Here is a 23,736-nt window from a genome sequence, read left to right as displayed (position 1 = left end):
ATATGAGCAAGGAGATAACCTTTGACCTGTTTATACGCCGCGCCGGACTGGTGGCACTCACCCTGGGTGTGTTCTGTCTGGTCAACTATCTCAGCGGAGTGCTGCTGCCCTTCTGTGTGGCATGGCTCTTCGCCTATCTGCTCTACCCCATCGTCAAGTTTGTGCAGCACAAGATGGGCGTAAGGGTACGTGCGCTCGCCATCGTCATCACCATGGTCATGGTGCTGGCGGTCATCGGCGGAGTGGTCTACCTCATCATCCCGCCTATGATTGAGCAGTTTCAGAAGCTCGGCGACATCCTCGCCCGCTGGGTGAGACAGACCACCCACACCAATGACCTCACGGCATATATCTCGTCATGGGTCGAGGAAAACCATACCGAGGTGGAGCGCTTCTTCCGCAGCGACGACTTCAACAATGCCGTCAAGAGCGCCATGCCCAAGCTGTTCAGTTTTGTGGGTCAGACCGCCAACGTCATCATCAGCATCATCGCCTCGATGATTACGCTGCTCTATATGTTCTTCATCCTGCTCGACTACGAATACCTCACCACCAACTGGATACGCATATTCCCGAAGAAGAACCGCCCCTTCTGGAGCGTGCTGGCCAAAGACGTGGAGCGCGAACTCAACAACTATATCCGCGGGCAGGGTCTCGTGGCACTGTGTATGGGCGTGATGTTCTGCATAGGCTTCTCTATCATGGACTTCCCCATGGCTATAGGCTTGGGCATCCTCATCGGCATCATGGACCTGGTGCCCTATCTCCACACCTTCGCCCTCATCCCCACCGCATTCCTTGCCATGCTCAAAGCTGCCGACACGGGACAGAGCTTCTGGCTCATCTTCGGACTGGCTGTGGGGCTCTTTGCTGTGGTACAGCTGATTACCGACATGATAGTGACGCCCAAGATTATGGGCAAGGCCATGGGCCTCAACCCAGCCATACTACTGCTGTCGCTGTCGGTATGGGGTGCGCTGCTGGGCTTCATCGGACTGATTATCGCCCTGCCCCTCACCACCCTCATCATCGCCTACTGGCAACGCTATGTGACCAAGGAGAAGGCTGGTGAGCCCGCCAGCCAGGCTGAGAGTCAACAGCCTCAACAGCAATAAGCTCCCCGCCATTACCGCCATGACACCCTCCAGCGATGCCACGACACCGGCAGTTCCGGTCAGGCCCACCGCCCTACCACCGCCACCACCCACAGCGAGCCAAATGACCAGAACAAGAATAGACATAAACTCCCTGTTACCCATCACAATACGAAACGGGTAAAAAAGTAAGGAAATTATTTGCACAGTAAAATAAATATTAGTAACTTTGCACTCGCTTTCAGAAATGATAGCTGTGAGCGACTCGCTAGCTCAGCTGGTAGAGCACAACACTTTTAATGTTGGGGTCATGGGTTCGAGCCCCATGCGAGTCACGAAGAGGAGAACGATAAGTTCTCCTCTTTTTTTGTTAATCATGCACTTTGGGCTTTCAGAAGTACGCTCTACATCTGTACAGGACACGGCTCACCCGATAAACCAGGGGACAATTCAGGACAATGATGAAATGCGGAGGCGGGGCGGACAATTTTGGGGTCTACACCAGCTACCACCTCGTTTCCCGTCAAACATAACGATGCTGCTTCTCACACCCAATAGAAGGCTGGACACTACATAATACAAAAGCAGTAGAATTGCGAAGCCATAATATGAATAACTTTCACATATGGTTGGACCATAAGTAAAACAAAAGAACACATGCTCATGCGAGTCACACAATAAAGAGGAAACTGAAAACTACTATTTATTCTTTTTTGTTTATATACAGATGATAACCAACATCATCTTTCGCCGCAGCGATAGTCCGATTACTTCTGATAAGCCGCATTATGAGAATGAACCTTTCAATATTCCAAGATCTTGGATTATGGCACAAATGTCCGATTTGTTTCTGCTTAATCCCAAAAGTGAAATAAATGACAATACTGAAATAGGTTTTATACCTATGGCATGTGTAGATGATGGCTTTTCTGGTAAACATTCTTTTGAAATTAGAAATTGGGGGGATGTAAAAAAAGGATATTGTCATTTTCAAGATGGAGATATTGGTGTCGCAAAAATCTCACCATGCTTTGAAAATTTAAAATCTTGTATATTGCAGTCTCTTCCAAATGGGGTTGGAACAGGAACAACAGAACTTGTAATATTAAGAAGTTTGGGTGTTTATGCTCCATTCTATTTATATTTGTTTAAGTCATCATGGTATATTTCGCAAGGAACAAAATACTTTAAAGGAGTAGTTGGTCAACAACGTGTTAACAAAGCAATATTCACTGAATTAGAAGTTCCACTTCCTTCAGTCGCAGAACAAGAAAGAATCGTTGCAGAGATAAAGCGTTGGTTTGGTTTAATTGATTTAATTGAAAAGGATAAATTCAATTTAGCCAATAACATCAAACTTGCAAAATCAAAAATTCTCGACCTCGCCATTCACGGCAAACTCGTACCACAAGACCCAACGGATGAGCCTGCAAGTGAACTGCTCAAGCGCATTAATCCCAAGGCAGAAATCACTTGTGATAACGGGCATTATCAGAAGTTGCCTGAAGGATGGGCTATTTTAAAAGTCGGAGATGTTGCCGAATATATCAATGGACGTGCTTTCAAACCAGAAGAATGGGAACAGACAGGTCTGCCTATTATTAGAATTCAGAATCTGAATGATCCAAATGCATATTACAATCGCACAAAAAATGAATACGAAGAAAAATATTTAATTAAAAAAGGTGATTTACTGTTTGCATGGGCAGCATCATTGGGTACATATATTTGGAAAGGTGAGGATGCTTGGCTAAATCAGCATATATTTAAAGTTGTACCTTATCCTTTTATGGATAAAAAATATCTGTACTATGCTTTCCATGCAATGATAACTGAATTCTATCGAAAATCGCATGGTTCTGGAATGATTCATATTACAAGAAAACAATTTGAGGAGATAACTCTATGGTTACCTCCTCTCGCAGAACAATATCGAATTGTACAGTATTTACAGCAAGTTTTTGAAAAGCTGGATAGTATCGTTGAAAATCTATAGATTCTCCATTATTGTATCGAGGATTGTAAATGTTTGGTTTATGGCATTTACAATCCTTTTTTGTTCTTCGTATGGAGGTATAGGCACATTGATAGCCTTGAATAACTTCTTGTTCAGGTGCGGAATGGCTGAACCGACTTTATTCTCTCTTAGCGTCTTTCGATGCAGGTTTATTACTTGTAGAACATAGTCGGTGTACATTTCTTCATGAATGGAAAGTTGCTTGAACGTGCTACCTTGATAGCCATCTACTGGCGCACGAAAAACTTCTCCAGAGTTTTCACCATCCACTAAAATCAGTAAAGTGTTTGCAGCTGTATATTTGCCTGACGTTAATACTTTAGCTTCTCGTTCTCCACGCAGATACTTCACATCAAGATTTATTCTTTCTATGCCATTTTGCTTCTCTCCATCTACCAAAGCACATAGTGTTTGCATGGGCGTAATCACCCATCCTTCGGGCAACTTCTGATAATGCCCGTTATCACAAGTGATTTCAGCCTTAGGATTGATGCGCTTGAGCAGTTCGCTGGCAGGTTCGTCCGTAGGGTCTTGGGGTACGAGTTTACCGTGAATAGCGAGGTCGAGAACTTTAGATTTTACTTGTTTGATAGTATCTTGTAGGTTGCCTTTATTATACTCTATCCAATCTACAAATGAAAACCAGTATTTAAGTTTTGCAACTATTCGTATTTGCTCATAAAGTGGAGGCAACGCTATGGGTATTTTATTCAGATTGTCTTGGGACAATTTAGGTTGGGCAGAGCCTGTAATATAGTCATCCAATTTCATAGCATTAATAACGATAGCTACAAAATCAAGCAAATTCTTATCTATTGCATCCAATACATGTGCATGATTGTTTACCCAATATTTTCCGTCAGCAAAAAAAGCATTATCTTTGCTTCTTGACAACAAATTCGCCCCATCCTCTCCGATAAGCAGCAATCTTTCATTAAAGAGATAACCATCAACCTTATCTATAATACCAGCTGCACCATAGTAATTATAAACTTTGTTTTTCTGCTTATTACGAATAGCGGAAGATACTGGTTTTCTCTCTCCATCACGATTAATTAAAAGTTCACCTATGTTTGTAAGACACCATCCATTTGGCAACTTGTTCTCATAATGCGGCTTATCAGAAGTAGCCTTCGTCTTTTTAGGACGTTTGATTTTACCTTCCTTGACAAGGCGTTCTTTCTCGGCACGGATGCGCTCGAGGAGCACTGATGCGGGCTCATCGTTGGGGTCTTGCGGTACAAGTTTACCATGTATCGCAAGGTCAAGTATCTTTTGGCGTAATGCTTTAGTATTCATTTGTTATTTCTTTTTCGGGCTATCTTCAGTTAAAAAGAATTGGCAAAACTCTCTTAACTGCTGTTGCATTTGTTCCTGTGGTATCAAGATGCGTTTATACTCTGCTATCATTGTTGGACTCATGCTACGACTCATAGCATACTCAACAACCACCTTGTCGGCATCGGGACATAGAATGATACCAATAGAAGGGTTTTCGTTTGAACGCTTTACATCACGGTCAAGAGCCTCAAGATAGAATTCCAACTGACCGAGGTCGCGCGGATGGAACTTCGTTTTCTTTAATTCTACAGCAACGAGAGCTTGTAGTCCACGATGGAAGAACAGCAAGTCAGCCTTGAACGAAGAAGCACCAACAGTCAAACAATATTCTTGATCCATAAATATGAAGTCCTTCCCCAGCTCAAGGATAAATTGCTTCATATGTTCTATCAGTCCATGCTTAAGGTGCAACTCATTATGTTTCTTTGGCAAGTTGAGGAAATCCACAAAGTAAGTATCTTTGAACATTATTGGTGAGTCTGGGTATGTTTCAAGCAATCCTTTCGACAGATTAATTTTTCTTCGCAATAATGTTTCATATGTTTGCGTAGAAATAGCACGTTGCAACTCCTTGTTCTTCAGATTTTCTTTATGTGCATAAAGTATATAGAATAAACGTTCCTCAGAGCTACGACATCGACACAAGATGTCATAATGATTAGATAAAGTCGTCAAACACAACACATCAGGAAATTGTCCAGACGGCATCTGGACAATTTCCGTTGCTTGATTGTTGCGTTCGGAATCTTGCAAGTTTGAATAATTACGATACCCAATATCATTGTTTGATGATGAATTTGCAGAAAGATACATGCCGATGACTTTTTGAAATGCGTCAGAGGAGTACTCTTCATAAAACATCACCATATTATAAATACTGCTTCGACTAAAGCCTTTTACATCTGGACGTTTTGCACGAATATATTCCGATAATTGAGAAACGACCTTACTTCCCCATTCTTCGTTTTTGAGTTTAGCAGACACATACTTACCTACAGACCATGCCGTGAATAATGTTTCATTGTTCACGGCTACAGAAGCACGGCATTTATGCTGTATAATTAATTCTACAACCTCTGCGAACTGCTTTTCTTGCAAAGAACTTATATTATTATCTATAATGTTGTTTGCCATTTTATCAATCCTCGTCAATATCTCCCAACAACTTCTCTAACTCACTCACCGCCTTGCTGATACTCTGGCTCTGCTCCTTTATAGTAGTCATCAGCTCTTCCAAGGTACGTTCCTCTTCCTCGCCACCTTGCTTAATCCAGGTGATATCGAGTGAAGTTTTGTCACGGGCTACTATCTCGTCAATGCTATATTTGCGCCAACGGCCCGATGGATTACTATCTGCATCGTAAGTCTCGGTGCGATTGTTGATGTCAGCGGGATTGTAGCACTTCACGAAGTCGTCGAGATGACGACGCTCCAACTTGTTGGTGGCAAGGGTATGCTTGACATCCGTACGGTAATCGTAGAACCAGACATCCTTGGTGGGCTGCCCCTTGGTGAAGAACAGCACATTGGCCTTCACTCCCTGTGCATAGAAAATTCCCGTAGGCAGACGGAGAATGGTATGGAGATTGAAGTCAGAGAGAAGGCGTTTGCGGATAGTCTCGCCGGCGCCACCCTCAAAGAGCACATTGTCGGGAAGCACCACTGCGGCACGGCCACCATTCTTCAGCATCAGCATCATGTGCTGGAGGAAGTTAAGCTGGTTGTTCTTGGTCTCTACATAGAAGTCCTGTCGGTTCAAGTCCACCGAACCTGCTGGACGCTGACCGAAAGGCGGATTGGCAAGAATCACATCCACCAACGACTTAGGCTCTCGTTCCAACGAGTCCTCGCAAGTGATGGGGCTACGGTCTGTGCCCACACCATGCAGATAGAGGTTCATAGAGGCGAGCGTGACCACAAGAGGCGTGATATCCATGCCACGCAAAGCCTTGTTACGCAGGAAGTCGCGTTTCTCCTTGCTTGCCGATTGATTTTTCATATAATCGTAGGCCGAAAGGAGGAAGCCACCCGTACCACAAGCAGGGTCGCATACGGTCTCGCCAATCTGCGGATTGACACAGTCGACCATAGCCGTGATGAGCGGACGCGGCGTGAAGTACTGTCCAGCGCCGCTCTTCTTGTCCTGGCCGTTGCGCTCCAATATGCTCTCATAGATGGCACCCTTCACGTCGCCATCCATAACGAGCCATTGCTCCTCATCTATCATCGTTATGACTTTCTTCAGATACACGGGCTTGTCTATCTTGTTCTGCGCCTTGGTGTAGATGGTACCGATAAGATTACCCTGGGCGCTAAGAATCTTCAACGTTTCCTCGTACTGCGAGATAAGGTCCAGGCCATCCAGACTGGTAAGGTCGTGCCACTGGTAGCCGTCAGGAATAGCCGAGTTCTCACCAAACATTTCCACATTCTCTGCATCCATCTTCAGGAAAAGCAGATAGGTAAGTTGGGTGATATAGTCAGTAAAGCCAATTCCTACTCCGGCAAGAGTGGTGGCAAGAGTCCATACTTTCTTGGTGAGCGACTGCTCGGTAGATGTATTGTTTGTCATACTTAAATGGTTATGCTGTTTTACCTAAAACTACAAAATTAAACAAAGAGAGAAGAGCGTCATCAGCTTTCTGCTTGGAACCGAACGCTGCTATCATCTGTGCTGCCTGCGTGCGGTCGTCGTCGCGAATATCATCGATGGTGCAAGCGCCATTGCTTGCCACATAGTCCACAATCTGGCTCATCAGTTCTTTCTGCCTATCCGTTATCTCTCGGTGCCACTGTCCGCACCAAAGATTGAAATACTGCCGGGCTGTAGTGCAGACACTTTCAAGCCGTTCTATCTGGTGGAAGGCAAAGCGCACCAACTGTATGATGTTGGTAATTGCCTCGCTCTCTTCCTTCTTGGTGGCACGGCGCACACAATGAGGACTAACGATGGCGTAAGAGTTCCACAACTGCCTCGTACTGAAGCGAGAGTTCTCCATCTTCAGTTTGTTCTCCAGGTCTTTCATCATGCTATAAGTGATAGGATCGCCACTCTGGTTATAGATGATGCGCAATGCCTCAATCTCGTCTGCATGTTCATTGCAGTACTGCTCAAAAGCCTCTGTTGTCTCTTCGGCTTCTTCCAATGAGAAGCCTTTAGAGATAAGCGTATCTTCGCCAGGCATGAGCGTATTGACAAAGCCAGCCGCAAGAATAAGAATGTATCGGCGCACATCGGCATGATTGGCGACAGGTGCGACAAGACCTTTGCGCTCGTTGTTGGGGGCGTTGACATCATAGTAAGGCGGCAGCGTGTCGCCCTCCAATGCCTCGTATATACGCTGTGCAATAGCGTTCATAGAGTCGCTTGCCAACCGTTCGAACTCTGCACGCTGAGAGTCGTCGGACTTATTGTGCAATCGGGACAAAGTGGAAGCCAGACGTTTCAGATACTCATCAGACAGATTGCCATGAGCGATGCGCTCAAGCAATTGCTTCAGTGTCAACCTGACGATATCGGGACTATCGCTTGGTCTGGCAACAGACTTCGCGTGCTCGGAGACACCCACAGCATCGACAAGGAAAAAGTAATCCTTGCTGAAGGCATTGGGAGTCACTGCTCTAAGCTGTTCGTCACCAATGGTGCGCACGCCGCGTCCCTTCATCTGAATGTAAAGCGGTTCGGACTCCACGTCACGCATGAACATCACCACTTCGAGTGGTTTCACGTCGGTACCCGTAGCCACCAGCGTGCAAGTGACGGCGATACGGAAGTCGCGGTCGTTGCGGAACTGGCGGATGAGTTCATTGCTGTCGCCCGACGAATAGGTAATCTTCTGTACATATCGATCCATATCGGCATCGGGACACTTCTCTCCAAATACCTCTTTGGCTATGTTCACGATATTGGCGGCATGCATCTCGTTGAGCGCAAAAATAAGCGTCTTGGGAAGATAGGCAAAGTTTGGCTCACGCTGTGGGTCATTGAACATTTCCGTATACACGGCATCGCGATATGTGGTAAGAATGAGTTTTATCTGAGAGGGATTGATTATAGAGCGGTTTAGCTCTGCCTTGGAATAATTCTTAGTCTCGCGCGTACTTATCTCCACCGTCTGGCCCGTATAACGAGTCTCCACACGCACTCGGTCGCCCCTCAAGATTGCGCCGCCATTCTCCGTCACCTCTGTCATGATGCGATACACGCGGTTGTCCACATTCACACCATCCACGATACTCTTCTCAAGCGTATAGTTTACGATGCGGTTGTTGTTGAAGAAAGCCATAGTTTCGGGAATAGGCGTTGCGGTAAGACCTATCAGTCGGGCGGTGTCAAAGTATTCAAGCACCTTGCGCCAGTTGCCGTAAATACTGCGGTGACACTCGTCGATGATAATCAAGTCGAAGAAATCATGGGGCAGCTTGGGAGTGGCAGGGAGCCTCACTTCGGCTGTCGCCTCGTCATTGTCATCCTCGTCATTGTCCACGATGTCCTCACCTTTCAGCAGTGAGAACAGACGCTGAATGGTTGAAATCAGCACATTGCAGTCGGATGGTATTTTTGCCGACTTCAAGCGCTCCACTCCATAGATATTGTTGAACGCCTCACCATTGCCTGTAAGGCGGAACGTACCAAACTCATTCTCGGCCTGCCGTCCGAGATTGTTGCGGTCGACGAGGAATAGCACTCGACGCATCGGGGTGTACGTCAGCATGCGATAGGCTGCAAGGCACGCCGTATAAGTCTTTCCCGCACCAGTTGCCAACACCATAAGGGCACGCTTTTGCCCACTACGGAAACTCTTTTCCAACTCGGTGACAGCCTCATACTGGCAGTCACGCAATCCCTTCTTGCTCAACGTAGGCAAGCCGGCAAACGGGTCGTCGATGCCAAGCATACTTACGACCTCTTTGGGCGTATGGATACGGTTGATTGTATCCCATTCCGTGTTTGTCTTGCGAAAATCTTGGAATAAGACAACCTTACCATTAGACTTAAATAAAAGGGGCGTAGGTTTCTGCCAAGTCTGGTAGCAGCCAGGAACACTCTTGGCGTAAGTGGCCACCTGGTCGCTCACTATATCCGAATCGACATCGACATCCTCACGCTTGGCTTCCAGCACACCACAAACCTTGCCGTTGACAAACATAAGATAGTCGGCCTCGAGATTACCTTCGAGCAATCCTTCACGCACAGCCACAGCAGACATCGTAGGTTCAAACTCGTCACGGTTGACTACCTGCCAACCTGCTTCTGTGAACCAACGGTCTATCTTTATTCTCGCTTTTTTCTCTGGCGTCATAGGTTATTCCTCCTCTTTTTCTGATAATAGCATATTATCGGAAGTTATCAACGGCAGCATATCATGCCCTTTTCCACTACGAATCATGTCCCCTGCCTTTCCCTTGCAAGAAATCGGCTTGGCACATTGGCTTCATACGCCATCATCGATGACCACTTCAGTATTTAACAATCTTGCCACATCTACACTCAATGCTTTCGCAATGCGCAGAAGGTTTTTAAGGTATGGCAGACTTGCATTTGTCATCCGCTTGGATGTCTTGCCAAGTCCTTACCCAACTGTTCGACAAGCCACTTATTGAATCTCTGCTTCTCGGCAAGAACTATCTTCAATCTAATGACCTGTCCTTTTGGCATACCTTATAATATATGTATGGCAAAGATACACAAAGTATGTGAGAACGCTTTGTAAATCTGTTGAAAATTTACATTATCAGAAAGAAAATTGTCGAATGGGTCAATTATCCTACACTCCATAAAGCCTCCAGAACTTTCGCCACAAACCGGCATACACGATAGAAGACACGCAACTTCAACAGACTTCTGCTGCATCATCAGTCTTATACCTGTCGTTATAGGCATATTCAAGAGGACGGGCTACTTACATGTGGCACTTATGTTATACATGGTGGCAAACTATGATTTAGATAATTAGCATATCGAAACCGAGAAATACAAGAATGATTTAGAGAAACAGGACAAGGAATTACAAACAGACATCATCTCTATTCATTTCGGCATAGTGAAAGCGGAAATGATGCGGGTGGTATATGATTCCGAGAAGATACCTGTCTCCACCCTATCGGTTATCGCCCTCACCGTGTATCGTTCCGGCATTTTTGCGGGCTGCTATCTTGTCGCAATTGATTTGGGCTATCTGGTCAAAGGTATAGCCGAGGTCGTGGGCGAGCATGGCACAATACCAGAGTACGTCGCCTATCTCTTTGGCTATCTCGAGGCGGCGCTCGTCGCCGAACTCTCCCTGATTGTCGCGTATCACTTTCTTTACCTTGTCGGCCACCTCGCCGGCTTCTCCGGTCAATCCCAATGTGGGGTAGACGATGGGATGGGGATAGATGGCGGTGTCGAGTGCCTTCTGCTGATATTCATCAAAATCCATAAGCAGTATTTGTTGTATAGTTCTATTATAATGGTAACGCGCGAACTTCGCAAATGTTGTATGGATAACGGGAAAAAGAATGGGAGCAGTTTCCAGAGCCTGCCATCTGGCTTGGCGCCCGACGACAAGGGAAAAGAAAGAGAGCAAAGGGCACGAGGGCGCAGCGGAGGCTACACGTAAGGGCATAAAAAAAACGCCTGAAAGCCCATGTCTCTCGACATCATACTCTTCGGCGGGACAAAAACTTGTTTTGTTTAAGGAAAAAGACTTTTTAATATCAACAACGAGCGGTTGTAAGTAACCACCTTAACACCCGACGCAATGTTATCACAACATCTGTGGGCATTGCCCGTCGCCTCCAGTCCTCCGACTGATTAAAAAGTTTACAGAATTTCAAATCTTTACATCATTTTCTCAACCAAATAGTTACACACTTCATATAAATGCTTCTTTTTTGTTTCACTATTACGACTGCAAAGTTACATACTTTTTACAAAATATGCATAGCATTTTCCGATTTTAATATATTAAAAATCTCTTATTGCGTGTCGATGGCCTTCATTTTGCCCGCTGGCAAGGGGCTGACGGAGGACTTTATGACCGCCCATCAGCCGATGACCGCGGGGGATGCGGGGCTACTTCAGCGTCTCGCTCTCTATCTTCTCGATGCTTCCGCTGATAGGATTGAGCAGGATGTGGCTGGTATTCTTCTTGCCGAAGAGCTCGGCGCTGAGATACTCGGTACGTCCAAACTGTCCGGCGTAGCACTCATAGGTCTTCACGATACGGCTGTCGTGGGTGAGCGTGACTTGGATTTTGTCGGGGATGTTGACGCAGAGCCCGAAATTGTCCTTGGACTCCTTCTCGGCAGGTCCGCCTTCGGGCACATTGCCCTCTGGAGCCACCATTATATAATAAGGTGTACCCGCCAAGTCGTCGGCATCGGTGATACCCAGATGCTGGGAGAAGCGGAAGAGCACGCTGCGCTCCTCGTCGGGCTGGGGAACAAAGGTGATGATGGTCTCGACGGTGTCGCTCACCATGGTTCCCTCAAAGGTCTGCAACAGCGCGCGCTCCTGGGCATCGAGGTTCTCCATCATGATGCGCAACTGGGTGCCGTCTTTGGGCATAAAGTCTGCCTGACCGCGTGCGAGCTGGTTGCGGCTCTCACGGATGTCATAGATGTCCTTGGCGGTGAGCTCAGCCATCTTGGCGGTGCTTCCAGCCGAGAGGATATCCTCGTTCATATAGTCGTTGGGATTGGGCTGCGGCTGCTTGGGAGCAGGCACAAACCGCTCGGGCAGCGCCACCTGGCGTCCCTTGGCATTGATGGCGAGCAGCAGTCCGCTCTCGTCGCGGTCTACCTCGCTGATGCTGAGTTTCTTATCCAGATTGAGGGTAAACTGCTTGGTAGAATCGGGCACACCGATGGTGTTCATGCGGATGTCTACCACCCTATAGGTCTCGGCGGGATGGAGCGCCACGTCCTTCTTCTTCATGTAGCGGAAGGCGTACATGGCAAACTGTCCGGGGGTGTAGGTGGTCTTCTCTACCTTGACGGCAAATCTCAGCGCCGTCTTGGGCAGAAAGTAAGTGGTTCCGGCCACAGTCTGTTGGGCCAGGGAAACGCCCATGCCGGCAAGCAGCATCAGCGCCGAAAGGATATACTTTTTCATTGCGTGTGTTATAATTTGCTTTTGTATTGTCTATGATGTTATCAGTCTTCGATGTAGCGGAACGCTGCGGGCAGGGAGTCCACGATGTCGCTCGCCACGAGGCTCTCCATTCCCTTGGTGCGCACTGCCAGGTCTCCGGCAAGTCCGTGGAGATACATACCCAGCATGCAGGCCTGCTGATGCTGGTAGCCCCGCGCCAGAAGTCCAGTGATGACGCCCGTGAGCACGTCGCCGCATCCGGCAGTAGCCATTCCGGCGTTGCCCGTGGTGTTGAATATCACTTGTCCCGAGGGCAGGCACAGGGCGGTGTAGTGTCCCTTGAGCAGTATGTATGCCTGGAGGCGCGCTGCCATTTCCGATGCGCGGTTGAGCAGTTCACAGCTGTCGTGCGACGCCGCCCCCAACAGGCGCTCCATCTCCTTGGGATGGGGCGTGAGGATGCAGTCCTTGGGCAACTGCTGCAACCAGGCGCGATGGGCAGCCAGTATGTTGATGGCATCGGCGTCGATAACCACCGGGCAGTTGGCTCGGCGCAGCTGGGATATAAGCGAGAGGGCCGTAGTCTCGTCGGTACCCAGTCCGGGACCTACACCCATGGCCGAATAGGCTATGGTGTCTAACGCCTCGGTAAACCTGAGTTCGCTGGCATCCATCTGCAGCACCGCCTCGGGCACCGCCATCTGCATGACGGTATAATTGGCCTTGGGCGTATGCACCGACAGCTTGCCCACTCCCGAGCGCAGACAGGCTCGGGCTGACAGTATCGCCGCTCCCGACATGCCGTAGCTGCCGGCTATCAGCAGCGCATGGCCCATCTCTCCCTTGTGGGCAAAGGGCCAACGACGGCGCAGAAACGAGCGCAACTCTCCCTCCTCGACGAGCGAGAAGCGGCTGTCCTTACTCTCAGCAAAAGACTTGGAGAGACGGATGTCGAGCACCTTGACCTCGCCCAGATAGGGCTGGTTCTCGGCAAAGAGCATCGAGAGCTTGAGCTGCTGGAAAGTGAGGGTAAGGGTGGCGCGCACGATGTTGGCTCTGACATTGCTCGAATTGTCTTCGGGCATCAGGCCCGAAGGCAGGTCGATGCTCACCACGGGCGCTTCACTCTGGTTGATATACTTGACGAGCGAGGAGAAGCCTCCGGCGAGAGGCTTGTCGAGCCCAGCCCCGAAGAGTCCGTCGACAACGAGCGTATCGGCATCGAGCACGGGCGGGTCGAAGTTTACCTTGACCTCGACAAAATTTTCCACCTTGACGCTTTCGACCAGCCGTTTCTTGTTGGCGGCACAGTCGGGCGAGAGGTTGTTGTGGATGTTGAAGAGATAGACCGTCACGGTAAAACTGCGCTCGGCCAGCAAGCGCGCCACAGCCAGGGCATCACCGCCATTATTGCCAGGTCCGGCAAAGACGATTACCCTCATGGGCACCCAGCGTCGGGCTATCTCATCGGCCACTGCCGACGCCGCGCGTTCCATCAGGTCGATGCTCTTCACGGGCTCGTGTTCGATGGTATATCTGTCCCACTCCTTTATCTGTCTGCTCGTAAATATTTTCATACCTTGCAAAAATACGAAAAAATGACTAACTATCGTAGCTGTTTTCCTATATTTTTTGTAATTTTGCCGAGAAATTATTAAATTCATACTCATGAGTATCGTACAGATTAAGGACAAAAGGTTCAAAACGTTTATTAGCGAGGACGAAATCCAGCAACGCGTCAAGGCCGTCGCCGACAGGATCAACCATGACATGGAGGGCAAGAAGCCCCTGCTCCTGGCCGTGCTCAACGGCTCGTTTGTCTTTGCCGCTGACTTGATGCGCCACATCACTATCCCATGCGAGATATCGTTTGTCAAGTTGGCATCGTATGAAGGCACCGTCTCTACAGGCAAGGTGGTCGAAGTGATGGGACTCAACGAAGACATAACCGGACGCGACGTCATCATCGTCGAAGACATCGTAGACACTGGCAAGACCATGGAGCGCATGCTCGACACCCTGGGCACCCGCAACCCCAACTCGCTGCACATCTGTACGCTGCTGCTCAAACCCGAGAAACTGAAGATACCCCTCAACATAGAGTATGCAGCCATGGAAATCCCCAACGATTTCATCGTGGGCTATGGACTTGACTACGACCAGGAGGGTCGTAACCTCAGAGACATTTATACATTAGTAGAAGGATGAAGAATATAGTTATTTTCGGTGCCCCCGGTTCGGGCAAAGGCACCCAAAGCGACAAGATGATTGCTCAGTACGGTTTTGAGCACATCTCTACCGGCGACGTGTTGCGCAATGAAATCAAGAACGGAACCGAGCTGGGCAAGACCGCCAAGAGTTATATCGACCAGGGACAGCTTATCCCCGACGAGCTGATGATAGACATCCTTGCCAGCGTATACGACAGCTTCGGCAAAGAGCACAAGGGAGTCATCTTCGACGGATTCCCCCGCACCATCCCCCAGGCTGAAGCCCTCAAGAAGATGCTGGCTGAGCGCGGACACAAGGTGGCTGCCATGATTGAGCTCGACGTTCCCGAAGACGAGCTGATGAAGCGTCTCATACTCCGCGGACAGCAGAGCGGACGCAGCGATGACAACGAAGAGACTATCAAGAAGCGCCTCAACGTTTATCACAACCAGACATCTCCCCTCATTGAATGGTACGCCAAAGAAGGCATACACCATCACATCAACGGTCTGGGTGAGCTCGACCGCATCTTTGGCGACATCACTGCCGTCATCGACAATTTGTAATATCATAAAAGGCTGAAGCAGCGTGCCGGCAGACGTACCTATGCAGATAGTTACGACAAGCACGACACGGCGCTTCAACCTTTTTTCGTTTTATTAGACTCCACTTTTCACCAACTCCTTATCATCTATTATAATTATGGCAGAATCCAATTTCGTTGACTATGTAAAAATCTGTTGTCGCTCGGGCAAGGGCGGACGCGGCAGTATGCACCTGCGCCACGTGAAGTACAACCCTAATGGTGGTCCTGACGGTGGCGATGGAGGACGCGGAGGAAGCATCTACCTCCGTGGCAATCACAACTATTGGACGCTGCTCCACCTCAAGTTCCAGCGTCACGTATTTGCCGAACATGGAGGCAATGGTGGCCGCGACAAGTGTCACGGCACCGATGGTAAGGACATCTATATCGACGTACCCTGCGGCACTGTGGTCTACAACGCCGAGACGGGCAAATACGTGTGCGACGTCAACTACGACGGACAGACTGTATTGCTGCTCAAGGGCGGACGCGGCGGATTGGGCAACTTCCAGTTCCGCACAGCCACCAACCAGGCTCCTCGCTACGCACAGCCGGGCGAACCGATGGAGGAGATGACCATCATCCTCGAGCTCAAGCTGCTTGCCGACGTCGGACTGGTAGGTCTGCCCAACGCCGGAAAGTCCACCCTGCTCTCGTCGCTTTCGAGCGCACGGCCCAAGATAGCCAACTATCCCTTTACCACCCTCGAGCCCTCATTGGGCATCGTAGACTATCATGACCACCAATCGTTTGTCATGGCCGACATCCCCGGCATCATCGAGGGAGCCAGCGAGGGCAAGGGATTGGGACTGCGCTTCCTCCGCCACATCGAGCGCAACTCGCTGCTGCTCTTCATGGTGCCCGGCGACACCGACGATATCAAGCGCGAATATGAAGTGCTGCTCAAGGAGCTGCAGCAGTTCAACCCCGAGATGCTCGACAAGCACCGCGTGCTGGCGGTCACCAAGTGCGACCTGCTCGACGACGAGCTTATCGACATGCTGCGCGAGACTCTGCCCGACGACCTCCCCGTGGTGTTCATCTCTGCCGTCACCGGCAAGGGACTGCCCGAGCTCAAGGATATCCTGTGGCGTGAGCTCAACAGCGAGAGCAACAAGCTGGCAGACATCACAGCCGAAGACACGCTGGTGCACCGCGACAAGGATATGAGCCGCTTTGCCGAAGAACTCCACGACGAGGGCGAGGATATCGAGTTTGTCGATGAAGACGACATCGAAGATATCGAAGACCTGGAAGATTTCGAATACGACGAGGAGGACTATGATGACCAGCAAGACTGAACCCCGTCTGCTCTGCTATGACCTCGGCGAAGGGGTCACAGCCTTCTCCACCACCCGACATGGCGGCGTGAGTGAGGCCAACTACGCCTCGTTCAATATCAACCCCTACTGCGGAGACAGCGCCGACCACGTGGCACGCAACCGCCAGCTGCTGGCCGACAGGCTCGGACTGCCCGCCTCCCACATCGTCCTCCCCCACCAGGTCCACGGAATCGAGCACCGCGCCGTGGCGCCCGAACTGCTCGACATGAGCGACGTCGTGCGCGACAAGATACTCGACGGAGTAGACATGGTGACGACCTCGATGACCGGCGTGTGCATCGGAGTCTCCACCGCCGACTGCATCCCTGTATTGCTCTACGACCCCGTGGCCCGCGCCACCGCCGCCATCCATGCCGGATGGCGCGGCACCCTGCAGCGCATCTGCCAGCGTGCCGTCATGGCCATGCAACTCCACTACGGCACCACCCCCGACAGGCTGCGCGCCGTGGTAGGACCAGGCATCTCGCTTGCCAACTTTGAAGTGGGACAGGAGGTCTACGACCAGTTCTTGCAGGCCGGCTTCGACCTCACCGACACCGCCGAGTGGCACACCAAGTGGCACCTTGACCTGCCCGGCATCAATATCCGGGAGCTCATCGGCTGCGGCGTGGCGCCCGAGCATATCCACCATGCCGGCATCTGTACCTTCGACCATGCCGACGACTACTTCTCGGCGCGCCGTCTCGGCATCGACTCCGGACGCATCTACACCGGTATCCTGATGCGATGACATCCCACACCCCGACCATTAACCCTTACTCCTAAAAGTCTACCTTTATACATATGAACATCAAGCATACACTGACATGGGCCCTGCTGGCGACATTGCTGTCGGCATCCACCCCAGCCAACATCAAGTTCACCCCAGCCGAAACCCAGCAGATAAGCATCAGCACCCCTGGACTCTTTGACAAGAGCAAAGCCTTCAGCATCGACTTCACCAGCATGGGCGACCGAGCCTACAGCTTCCCGCTGCCCGTGGGCAAGGCTACGCTCTCTGACAAGGAAGACCGACTGGAAATCACCTCCAAGAAGGGCGATGCCGTCAAGGCAATGTTTGACGGCTGCGTACGACTCGCGCGAAAGATGGACCGCCACGGCAATGTCATCGTGATACGCCACGACAATGGTCTGGAAACTGTCTATGAGAACAATGCGCAGAACCTGGTGCAGAGCGGACAGACGGTAAAGGCCGGACAGACCATCGCCATCATCGGCAACGACGGCGAGCAGGGTCTCTGCCGCTTCTTCATCATGGTCAACGGCTCACGCGTCAACCCCGCCACCATCGTCAATGCCCGCAACCACCGACTCTACCGTCAGGTGCTGGCGTTCGAGAAGCGCGGCGCCAATATCCGTATAACCCACATCGACGGAGAGAGCAACGAGAAGCGCGGACTGACCCTCGACCCCGACGAGGAAACCAACCCGTTTGAAAACAGCAGCAGCTTCGAGCTCGACCTTACCCAGATAGAGGAGGAGCACTGGGCCTACCCGCTCCCGGGTGCCAAGGTCATCAGCCCCTATGGCGGCAGACGGCGCCACAGTGGCGTAGACCTCAAGACCAAGCCCAAAGACAACATCGTGGCTGCTTTCGACGGCGTCGTCACCCGCTCCGCCCCCTTCTCGGGCTATGGCAACTGCATCATCATCCGCCACGCTTTCGGTTTTGAGACGCTCTACTCCCACCAGTACAAGAACCTGGTCAAGGTAGGAGACAAGGTCAAGGCCGGAGACGTCATCGGACTCACGGGGCGCACGGGGCGGGCCACCACCGAGCACCTGCACTTCGAGGTCAAGTACCGTGGCGTGCGCATCAATCCGTCCACCATCTTCGACCATACCAAGCGCAGTCTGAAAGCCACCACCCTCGTGCTGGGAAAGAACGGCAGCGTGAAGACCAAGAAATAACCCCCGCTACCCCACACCTTCGCCCCGCCCGCCATCACCCCGCCGACGGCAGCGACGGCACCTGGCTGAGCATCCATAGACTCCAGACCACAGCAGCAATAAAGGCAAGCACCCATGACAGAGGTGCTTGCCTTTATTGTTATTGCTGCGATTTCGGGGGGCGAGCCTGGCCCTTGGCATACCTCTCGTTACAGAGGCAGCCCCTATCGCCATGACCGTGGCGTCAGTCTTCAGTGGTCCATTTCACCATCTTGGCCAGTTGCAGGAAATAGTCGTTTGACCAGATGTCAAGTTCCTTGGGATTGCGGACAAAGGGCAGCACGTCTGCCTTGACCTGCTTGATGTCTGCCGATGCCAGTCGCTCGCTCAGCTTGTCCAGAAACGACTCCTTGGTGATATCCTCCTGATTGAACTGTAAGGCCCATTCATGTAGGTGGGCAAAGTCAAGAGGAATATTGTGGCGAACGTACCATTCGAAGTCATACCAGTCACGGCCTTTCACCCTATTCTTCCACGCCCGATACAGCAATGCGTGCATCTTGCCTGCAAACAGGTCTGGCAGAGTGAAGCATCGTGTCATGAATGACTGTGGCTGGAGAAGCAGTTTCTGTTCGGTATCAAACTTCAATGGTGGTTGCGTGTCTACTTCTATCTTTATCTTTACCGTTTTCTCCGTCTGGAAGGTGATATCATAGACATCAGTGTTATCCTTCAAGAAGGCAGACTCCACTTTGCCAAAGTTCTTCTTGTCTTTCTTCTTGATCTCAACCTCGCGACCGACGAGGGCAAACTGATTGACTATCGGCTGGAAGTATCGGGTAAAGTCGAAGTGGTCATTGGGAGAGACGAGCGAGAAGTCCATATCTTCAGAGAAGCGCTGCAAACCATGGAAGATACGCAGACAGGTGCCGCCATAAAAGGCTGCCTCGTCAAAGAAGCCCCCATTATACAGCCCTGCAAGGATTACCTGCTGATTGACCTCGAAGATGGCATTGCGCCTCTGCTGTTCGGTCGTAAGTTCATAGACCGACAACATCTGATTGTATATTTCGTTTGTGCTCATTTCTTCATATATTTTATCAGAGTTTCTATCGATTTTCCCTTTTTCCCGACTTGTGCATACCGCTCAAAGATACCTACATCCATACACAGGAAGTCATCTATGTCCATGCGGATGTCACCTTCCAGATAAGCCTCAACATCCTTCAGATAGCGGAGGTTGACATTAGGAGAATTGGCTATCAGATCGCACAGCGCCTTTTCGGGTGTAGCCATCAGAAACGAGTAGCTATGCTGGTTGATGCTTGTCACGCCTACAGAGAAGGCCTCGCGCGAAATCATCTGATACTCGAAGCGCCCCACGGGGGTATCAAAGTGGCGGGAGTGCTTTATCGTCATCGACTGGGTGGTATAGACTGCCTCGGGTATCAGTCCGTAATAGCGCAAGGCTGTCTGTCTGGACACATACGAAGGGGCATAGAGATGATTGGCTATCAACTCTGTTGACAGGCTCACCCGCGATACCTTGGGGGCTATCACATATAGCCCTCTCTTAAGACGTATTACCTTGCCTGCCGTCTCAAGTTGAAGCACCTTTTGATTACCTGCCGACATTTCCGGGAATAGAGATGCCACCGTAGCGGTGCTTACTGGAATGTTGCCAATATGCTCTAAGTCCATAATCATGCCACAAAGATAGTCAAAACTGGTACAGTAAACAAACTTTTTATTGTTTTTCTGTACCAATTTTGGCTGTTTTTGCAATTTCGAGGCCATCCATGGGCTCCATGAGGCTTGGTTTGTGCATGCCATGACCTTATTGGTTGCTTCCAAATTGACTATAGAATGTTCTTTAATCAGAAACAGTGGCGACAACATCGCTTTTGGTATAACAACAATTGTTTCTAACACTTGCCGAACGTTTTTTCGCATCGTTTAGGCATCCTTTTCATATAAAAGCAGTATATTTGCGGTGTAAAATATGATACTGGTATCAAAAAATATACCCTAATATGATATTCGAACGTAAGAAATACTTGAATGAGCTTATCGCAGGACGCGGAAACGGACTTGTGAAAATTATTACGGGTGTCAGACGATGCGGAAAGTCCTTTCTGCTGTTCAATATCTGGCACAACTGGCTGTTGAAACATGGAGTGACTGGCAGCCACATCATCGAGATACAACTTGATGACTTCCGAAACCGACGACTGAGAAAACCTGATGCTCTACTTGACTATATAGACTCCAAGGTAGTTGATGATGGCAATCCTTTTTATATTGTTTTGGATGAGGTACAACTGGTGGAAGATTTCATAGAGGTTATCCTTAGTTTAACCCACATAAGGAATGTGGATGTGTATGTATCGGGGTCAAACTCCAGATTCCTGTCGAGCGATATCGTAACGGAATTTCGTGGCAGAGGTGACGAAATACGCATCTGGCCTCTCACCTTCGATGAGTATTTCAAGGGTATTGGCGGCGACATACGCAAGGCATGGTTGGATTACTATACTTTTGGAGGACTCCCGCAGGTGGCTTTGCTGGAAACAGAAGAGAAAAAAACCGATTATTTGCATAATCTGTATGAAACTACCTATCTCCGTGATGTGATAGAGCGCAACCATTTGCGCAACCCTGAAGGAATGAAAGAACTTGTGCGAGTATTAGCTTCAGGAATAGGTTCGTCTACCAATCCAACGAGAATAGCCAACACATTTCAGTCTGCACAAGGCGTGTCCATAAAGCGAGATACGATAAAGCTATATATTGAATATCTGGAAGACTCATTCTTGATAGAGGAGGCCTTGCGCTACGACGTGAAAGGCAGAAAGTATATTGGTACCGAATCCAAGTATTACTTTGCCGATATTGGCATCCGCGCAGCTATTCTCGACTATCGTCAGCAAGAGGAAACACACATTATGGAAAACATTATCTACAATGAGCTCCGCAGTCGTGGATATAATGTGGATGTTGGGTTGGTTGAACTTGGGGGCAAGGACGAGAACGGAAAGTTTGTCAGAAGAATGCTGGAGGTTGACTTCGTGGTAAACCGCCCTCCATATAGAGTGTATATCCAGTCGGCTTACCACATGCCCACGACTGAGAAAGAGGCCCAAGAGAGCCGTCCGTTACTGTCAATCAACGACCACTTTCGAAAAATAGTCATTGTTGGTGACGACATCCATCGTAAGGAAGACGAATTTGGTATTCTGACCATTAGCTTATTGGATTTCCTGACAGATAAAGAGCTATTAAACCAATAGCCTCAGCCCATATATCCAGCCACTGAGGCTAAATAGTGCATGCCATGACCCTCTCCATATTGATTGCGAGGTTGGATTTAGTCATTGCGTGACGGTATTTATTCTTTGCGGGCCACGATTTGGCCATATCAGGTCGCGAAGTCAGGTTATTTGCGGTCGGCAGAGGTTTCGGGAGAATTGGAGGCGGGCGGTTGGGCCTAATAAAATATCCGCAATGCCTGTCTATGGGCATTGCGGATAATGCTATGCTACCTGAGCCTCTGGCTGCGGTGGCTATCGTCGTGGGGCTTGCGCCCGGTTATCTACTTGCTGTGCTTTTGCCAATACTTGGCGCCTTTGGCCTTGAGTTTCTCGGTGAAGGCGGCAGACTCGGCATCTACCTGTGCCTCCTCTTCGGGTGTGGCAAAAGCGTGGCGGTAGCCTTTCACATCGTTCCAGTGGCCGCGGGTGAAGTCGGGCACCTCTACCGGCTTGTTGCCATTGTCCATCGACAGCGAACCGAGCTCTGCCAGACAGCACCATTCGCCCAGGTCATAGACATCCATGTCGAAAGGCAGCCCGTGCTGCAGACAGTAGACCAGACGGCTGTCCATGATGTAGTCCATACCTCCGTGGCCGCCTACCTTCTTGGCCTGAGCCAGATAGCGGGTCACGATGGGGCTCTCATATTTCTTGGTGAGCGCACGGCGGTCGGCGGCGGGCATATAGGAGTGGCCCGAGAGATTGTCGGCCGACGGGCGCACGCCACTGTTCTTCATCTCATCGCCCGAGAGCGCGTAGCCCTCAGTAGGATATTTGTTGGCAAAGCCCTTGGTACCCGTGAGCTGGTACATGCGGTTGTAGGGCTGGGGCGTCATGGTGTTGTGGTGTATCTCGATAACCTTGCCGTTCTCGGTGCTGATGAGGGTGGTGGTATGGTCGCCGTTGGCAAACTTCTCGCAGGGCTTGCCCGAGAGCTTCTCTGCCCACGCCTTACCGTTCACCGACTTGGTATCCATAGCCACGAGAGTTTTCATGCGGTCGCCGCGGTGTATATCCAGCACCTGGGCGATGGGGCCCAGACCGTGGGTGGCATATACATCGCCCCGGAATTTCTGGTTGAAGTCCAAGCGCCAGCCCAGACGGTCATTGGCGTCCTTCTTCCAGTACATATCCCAGAACTGGGAGAGGTCATGGCGATAGGCACCCTGCACATAGAGCACCTCGCCGAACACTCCGTGCTGCGCCATATTGAGGCTGTTGAGCTCGAAAAAGTCATAACAGCAGTTCTCAAGCATCATACAGTGCAGGCGGGTCTTCTCGCTGAGGTCGATGAGCGACCATATCTCGCGCAGGTTCATGGCCGACGGCACCTCGATGGCCACGTGCTTGCCATGCTCCATGGCATACTTGGCCACAACAAAGTGGTGGAGCCAGTCGGTGGCGATATACACCAGGTCGATGTCCTTGCGCTCGCACAACTTCTTGTATCCGTCCTCACCATAATATATATCTGCCGGGGGCATGGATGCGGCGCGCAGAATGGTGTTGCAGGTGTCGGCGCGCTCGCGCTCATGGTCGCAGAGGGCCATCACCTGGGTGCCGTTGATATGGGTAAAGCGGCGCACGGCGTCGGGACCGCGCATGCCCAGTCCTACAAATCCCACGCGCACCACCTTGAGCTTGGGTGCGGTGAGTCCCAGTGCGGGCTGCTGGCCGGCAGGACGTTCGGGAACCTGGGTGACAATAGTGCCATCCACTGTCTTGTAGGGCCAGTCAAAGGCCACCTGGGCGCTGGCGGTGAGCGCTGTCATAAACAGTCCCACCAGTATCAGCAAAGTGATGATTTTCTTGTTCATTACGTCTTTAATTTAGATTGTTATGCAAAGTTAAGGCTTTAATCATCAA

General features: G+C 50.2%; 18 protein-coding genes and 1 tRNA gene. 9 read left to right on the top strand and 10 right to left on the bottom strand.

The features are described from left to right. Positions 1-2 precede the first annotated feature (2 nt). The 3 genes from CIK94_RS02020 to CIK94_RS02010 all read left to right on the top strand — a co-directional run bounded on the left by CIK94_RS02020 (position 3) and on the right by CIK94_RS02010 (position 3,090). Positions 3-1,115: an AI-2E family transporter gene (locus CIK94_RS02020; protein WP_094421043.1), complete on the top strand. Its 1,113-nt coding sequence runs from the start codon at positions 3-5 to the stop codon at positions 1,113-1,115. 241 nt (positions 1,116-1,356) lie between these two features. Continuing rightward, a tRNA-Lys gene (locus CIK94_RS02015) sits at positions 1,357-1,429 on the top strand. A 392-nt stretch (positions 1,430-1,821) separates the two neighbouring features. After that, positions 1,822-3,090, top strand: coding sequence for a restriction endonuclease subunit S (locus CIK94_RS02010; RefSeq protein ID WP_254046122.1), 1,269 nt, complete (start codon positions 1,822-1,824; stop codon positions 3,088-3,090). Here CIK94_RS02010 and CIK94_RS02005 read toward each other — a convergent pair. The 7 genes from CIK94_RS02005 to CIK94_RS01970 all read right to left on the bottom strand — a co-directional run bounded on the left by CIK94_RS02005 (position 3,085) and on the right by CIK94_RS01970 (position 14,106). Continuing rightward, positions 3,085-4,410: a restriction endonuclease subunit S gene (locus CIK94_RS02005; protein WP_094421041.1), complete on the bottom strand. Its 1,326-nt coding sequence runs from the start codon at positions 4,408-4,410 to the stop codon at positions 3,085-3,087. The genes CIK94_RS02010 and CIK94_RS02005 overlap by 6 nt on opposite strands. Positions 4,411-4,413: 3 nt before the next feature. Beyond that, complete coding sequence (locus tag CIK94_RS02000) at positions 4,414-5,586, bottom strand: YhcG family protein (protein ID WP_173845656.1); 1,173 nt, start codon at positions 5,584-5,586, stop codon at positions 4,414-4,416. Positions 5,587-5,590: 4 nt separating this feature from the next. After that, complete coding sequence (locus CIK94_RS01995) at positions 5,591-7,024, bottom strand: type I restriction-modification system subunit M (protein ID WP_094421039.1); 1,434 nt, start codon at positions 7,022-7,024, stop codon at positions 5,591-5,593. Positions 7,025-7,034: 10 nt separating this feature from the next. Next, on the bottom strand, positions 7,035-9,755 hold the full coding sequence (locus CIK94_RS01990; RefSeq protein ID WP_094421037.1) for a type I restriction endonuclease subunit R: 2,721 nt from the start codon (positions 9,753-9,755) through the stop codon (positions 7,035-7,037). A gap of 798 nt (positions 9,756-10,553) precedes the next feature. Next, on the bottom strand, positions 10,554-10,874 hold the full coding sequence (locus tag CIK94_RS01980) for a nucleoside triphosphate pyrophosphohydrolase family protein (protein ID WP_094421035.1): 321 nt from the start codon (positions 10,872-10,874) through the stop codon (positions 10,554-10,556). A 635-nt stretch (positions 10,875-11,509) separates the two neighbouring features. Then, positions 11,510-12,550 (bottom strand): DUF4831 family protein, encoded by a 1,041-nt coding sequence (locus tag CIK94_RS01975; protein WP_022309482.1) that lies wholly within the window; start codon positions 12,548-12,550, stop codon positions 11,510-11,512. Between the two features lie 41 nt (positions 12,551-12,591). Further along, the gene (locus CIK94_RS01970) at positions 12,592-14,106 is read right to left on the bottom strand and encodes an NAD(P)H-hydrate dehydratase (protein ID WP_094386658.1); all 1,515 of its coding nucleotides are present in this window, start codon (positions 14,104-14,106) and stop codon (positions 12,592-12,594) included. A 91-nt stretch (positions 14,107-14,197) separates the two neighbouring features. Between CIK94_RS01970 and hpt the strand changes: the two genes are divergently transcribed. The 5 genes from hpt (at position 14,198) to CIK94_RS01945 (ending at position 18,580) form a co-directional block, all read left to right on the top strand. Further along, entirely contained in the window at positions 14,198-14,737 is a 540-nt protein-coding gene (gene hpt / locus CIK94_RS01965) for a hypoxanthine phosphoribosyltransferase (protein WP_022309484.1), read from the top strand. Beyond that, positions 14,734-15,306: an adenylate kinase gene (locus CIK94_RS01960; RefSeq protein WP_094389170.1), complete on the top strand. Its 573-nt coding sequence runs from the start codon at positions 14,734-14,736 to the stop codon at positions 15,304-15,306. Before hpt ends, CIK94_RS01960 begins: the two co-directional genes overlap by 4 nt. A gap of 136 nt (positions 15,307-15,442) precedes the next feature. Continuing rightward, the gene (obgE, locus tag CIK94_RS01955) at positions 15,443-16,627 is read left to right on the top strand and encodes a GTPase ObgE (protein ID WP_022309486.1); all 1,185 of its coding nucleotides are present in this window, start codon (positions 15,443-15,445) and stop codon (positions 16,625-16,627) included. After that, complete coding sequence (gene pgeF / locus CIK94_RS01950; RefSeq protein ID WP_254046121.1) at positions 16,608-17,399, top strand: peptidoglycan editing factor PgeF; 792 nt, start codon at positions 16,608-16,610, stop codon at positions 17,397-17,399. The genes obgE and pgeF overlap by 20 nt, the downstream gene beginning before the upstream one ends. A gap of 53 nt (positions 17,400-17,452) precedes the next feature. Beyond that, complete coding sequence (locus tag CIK94_RS01945; RefSeq protein WP_022309488.1) at positions 17,453-18,580, top strand: M23 family metallopeptidase; 1,128 nt, start codon at positions 17,453-17,455, stop codon at positions 18,578-18,580. Between the two features lie 223 nt (positions 18,581-18,803). On the opposite strand, the gene CIK94_RS01940 is transcribed toward CIK94_RS01945, so the two are convergent. Both CIK94_RS01940 and CIK94_RS01935 read right to left on the bottom strand, forming a co-directional pair. After that, a complete protein-coding gene (locus CIK94_RS01940; RefSeq protein ID WP_094421033.1) occupies positions 18,804-19,643 on the bottom strand; it encodes a nucleotidyl transferase AbiEii/AbiGii toxin family protein in 840 nt (279 codons plus the stop codon). Then, positions 19,640-20,266, bottom strand: coding sequence for a hypothetical protein (locus tag CIK94_RS01935; RefSeq protein WP_094386703.1), 627 nt, complete (start codon positions 20,264-20,266; stop codon positions 19,640-19,642). Before CIK94_RS01935 ends, CIK94_RS01940 begins: the two co-directional genes overlap by 4 nt. Positions 20,267-20,592: 326 nt before the next feature. On the opposite strand from CIK94_RS01935, the gene CIK94_RS01930 reads away from it, so the two are divergent. Next, positions 20,593-21,849: an ATP-binding protein gene (locus CIK94_RS01930; RefSeq protein ID WP_094386660.1), complete on the top strand. Its 1,257-nt coding sequence runs from the start codon at positions 20,593-20,595 to the stop codon at positions 21,847-21,849. 302 nt (positions 21,850-22,151) lie between these two features. Here CIK94_RS01930 and CIK94_RS01925 read toward each other — a convergent pair whose 3' ends face one another. After that, positions 22,152-23,687, bottom strand: a complete 1,536-nt coding sequence (locus tag CIK94_RS01925; RefSeq protein ID WP_022309492.1) for a Gfo/Idh/MocA family protein — start codon at positions 23,685-23,687, stop codon at positions 22,152-22,154. Between the last annotated feature and the right edge of the window lie 49 nt (positions 23,688-23,736).

Origin of the sequence: Prevotella sp. P4-51 (genome assembly GCF_002251455.1) — a bacterium.
Classification (GTDB): domain Bacteria; phylum Bacteroidota; class Bacteroidia; order Bacteroidales; family Bacteroidaceae; genus Prevotella.
This window is presented reverse-complemented; position numbering and strand designations above follow the sequence as displayed.

Coding starts and splice junctions, on each gene's coding strand:
- CIK94_RS01940 (WP_094421033.1), bottom strand. CDS start 19,643: ATGAGCACAAACGAAATATACAATCAGATGTTGTCGGTCTATGAACTT.
- CIK94_RS01975 (WP_022309482.1), bottom strand. CDS start 12,550: ATGAAAAAGTATATCCTTTCGGCGCTGATGCTGCTTGCCGGCATGGGC.
- CIK94_RS02000 (WP_173845656.1), bottom strand. CDS start 5,586: ATGGCAAACAACATTATAGATAATAATATAAGTTCTTTGCAAGAAAAG.
- CIK94_RS02005 (WP_094421041.1), bottom strand. CDS start 4,410: ATGAATACTAAAGCATTACGCCAAAAGATACTTGACCTTGCGATACAT.
- pgeF (WP_254046121.1), top strand. CDS start 16,608: ATGATGACCAGCAAGACTGAACCCCGTCTGCTCTGCTATGACCTCGGC.
- CIK94_RS02020 (WP_094421043.1), top strand. CDS start 3: ATGAGCAAGGAGATAACCTTTGACCTGTTTATACGCCGCGCCGGACTG.
- CIK94_RS01980 (WP_094421035.1), bottom strand. CDS start 10,874: ATGGATTTTGATGAATATCAGCAGAAGGCACTCGACACCGCCATCTAT.
- CIK94_RS02010 (WP_254046122.1), top strand. CDS start 1,822: ATGATAACCAACATCATCTTTCGCCGCAGCGATAGTCCGATTACTTCT.
- CIK94_RS01935 (WP_094386703.1), bottom strand. CDS start 20,266: ATGATTATGGACTTAGAGCATATTGGCAACATTCCAGTAAGCACCGCT.
- CIK94_RS01925 (WP_022309492.1), bottom strand. CDS start 23,687: ATGAACAAGAAAATCATCACTTTGCTGATACTGGTGGGACTGTTTATG.
- CIK94_RS01970 (WP_094386658.1), bottom strand. CDS start 14,106: ATGAAAATATTTACGAGCAGACAGATAAAGGAGTGGGACAGATATACC.
- obgE (WP_022309486.1), top strand. CDS start 15,443: ATGGCAGAATCCAATTTCGTTGACTATGTAAAAATCTGTTGTCGCTCG.
- CIK94_RS01990 (WP_094421037.1), bottom strand. CDS start 9,755: ATGACGCCAGAGAAAAAAGCGAGAATAAAGATAGACCGTTGGTTCACA.
- CIK94_RS01930 (WP_094386660.1), top strand. CDS start 20,593: ATGATATTCGAACGTAAGAAATACTTGAATGAGCTTATCGCAGGACGC.
- hpt (WP_022309484.1), top strand. CDS start 14,198: ATGAGTATCGTACAGATTAAGGACAAAAGGTTCAAAACGTTTATTAGC.
- CIK94_RS01995 (WP_094421039.1), bottom strand. CDS start 7,024: ATGACAAACAATACATCTACCGAGCAGTCGCTCACCAAGAAAGTATGG.
- CIK94_RS01945 (WP_022309488.1), top strand. CDS start 17,453: ATGAACATCAAGCATACACTGACATGGGCCCTGCTGGCGACATTGCTG.
- CIK94_RS01960 (WP_094389170.1), top strand. CDS start 14,734: ATGAAGAATATAGTTATTTTCGGTGCCCCCGGTTCGGGCAAAGGCACC.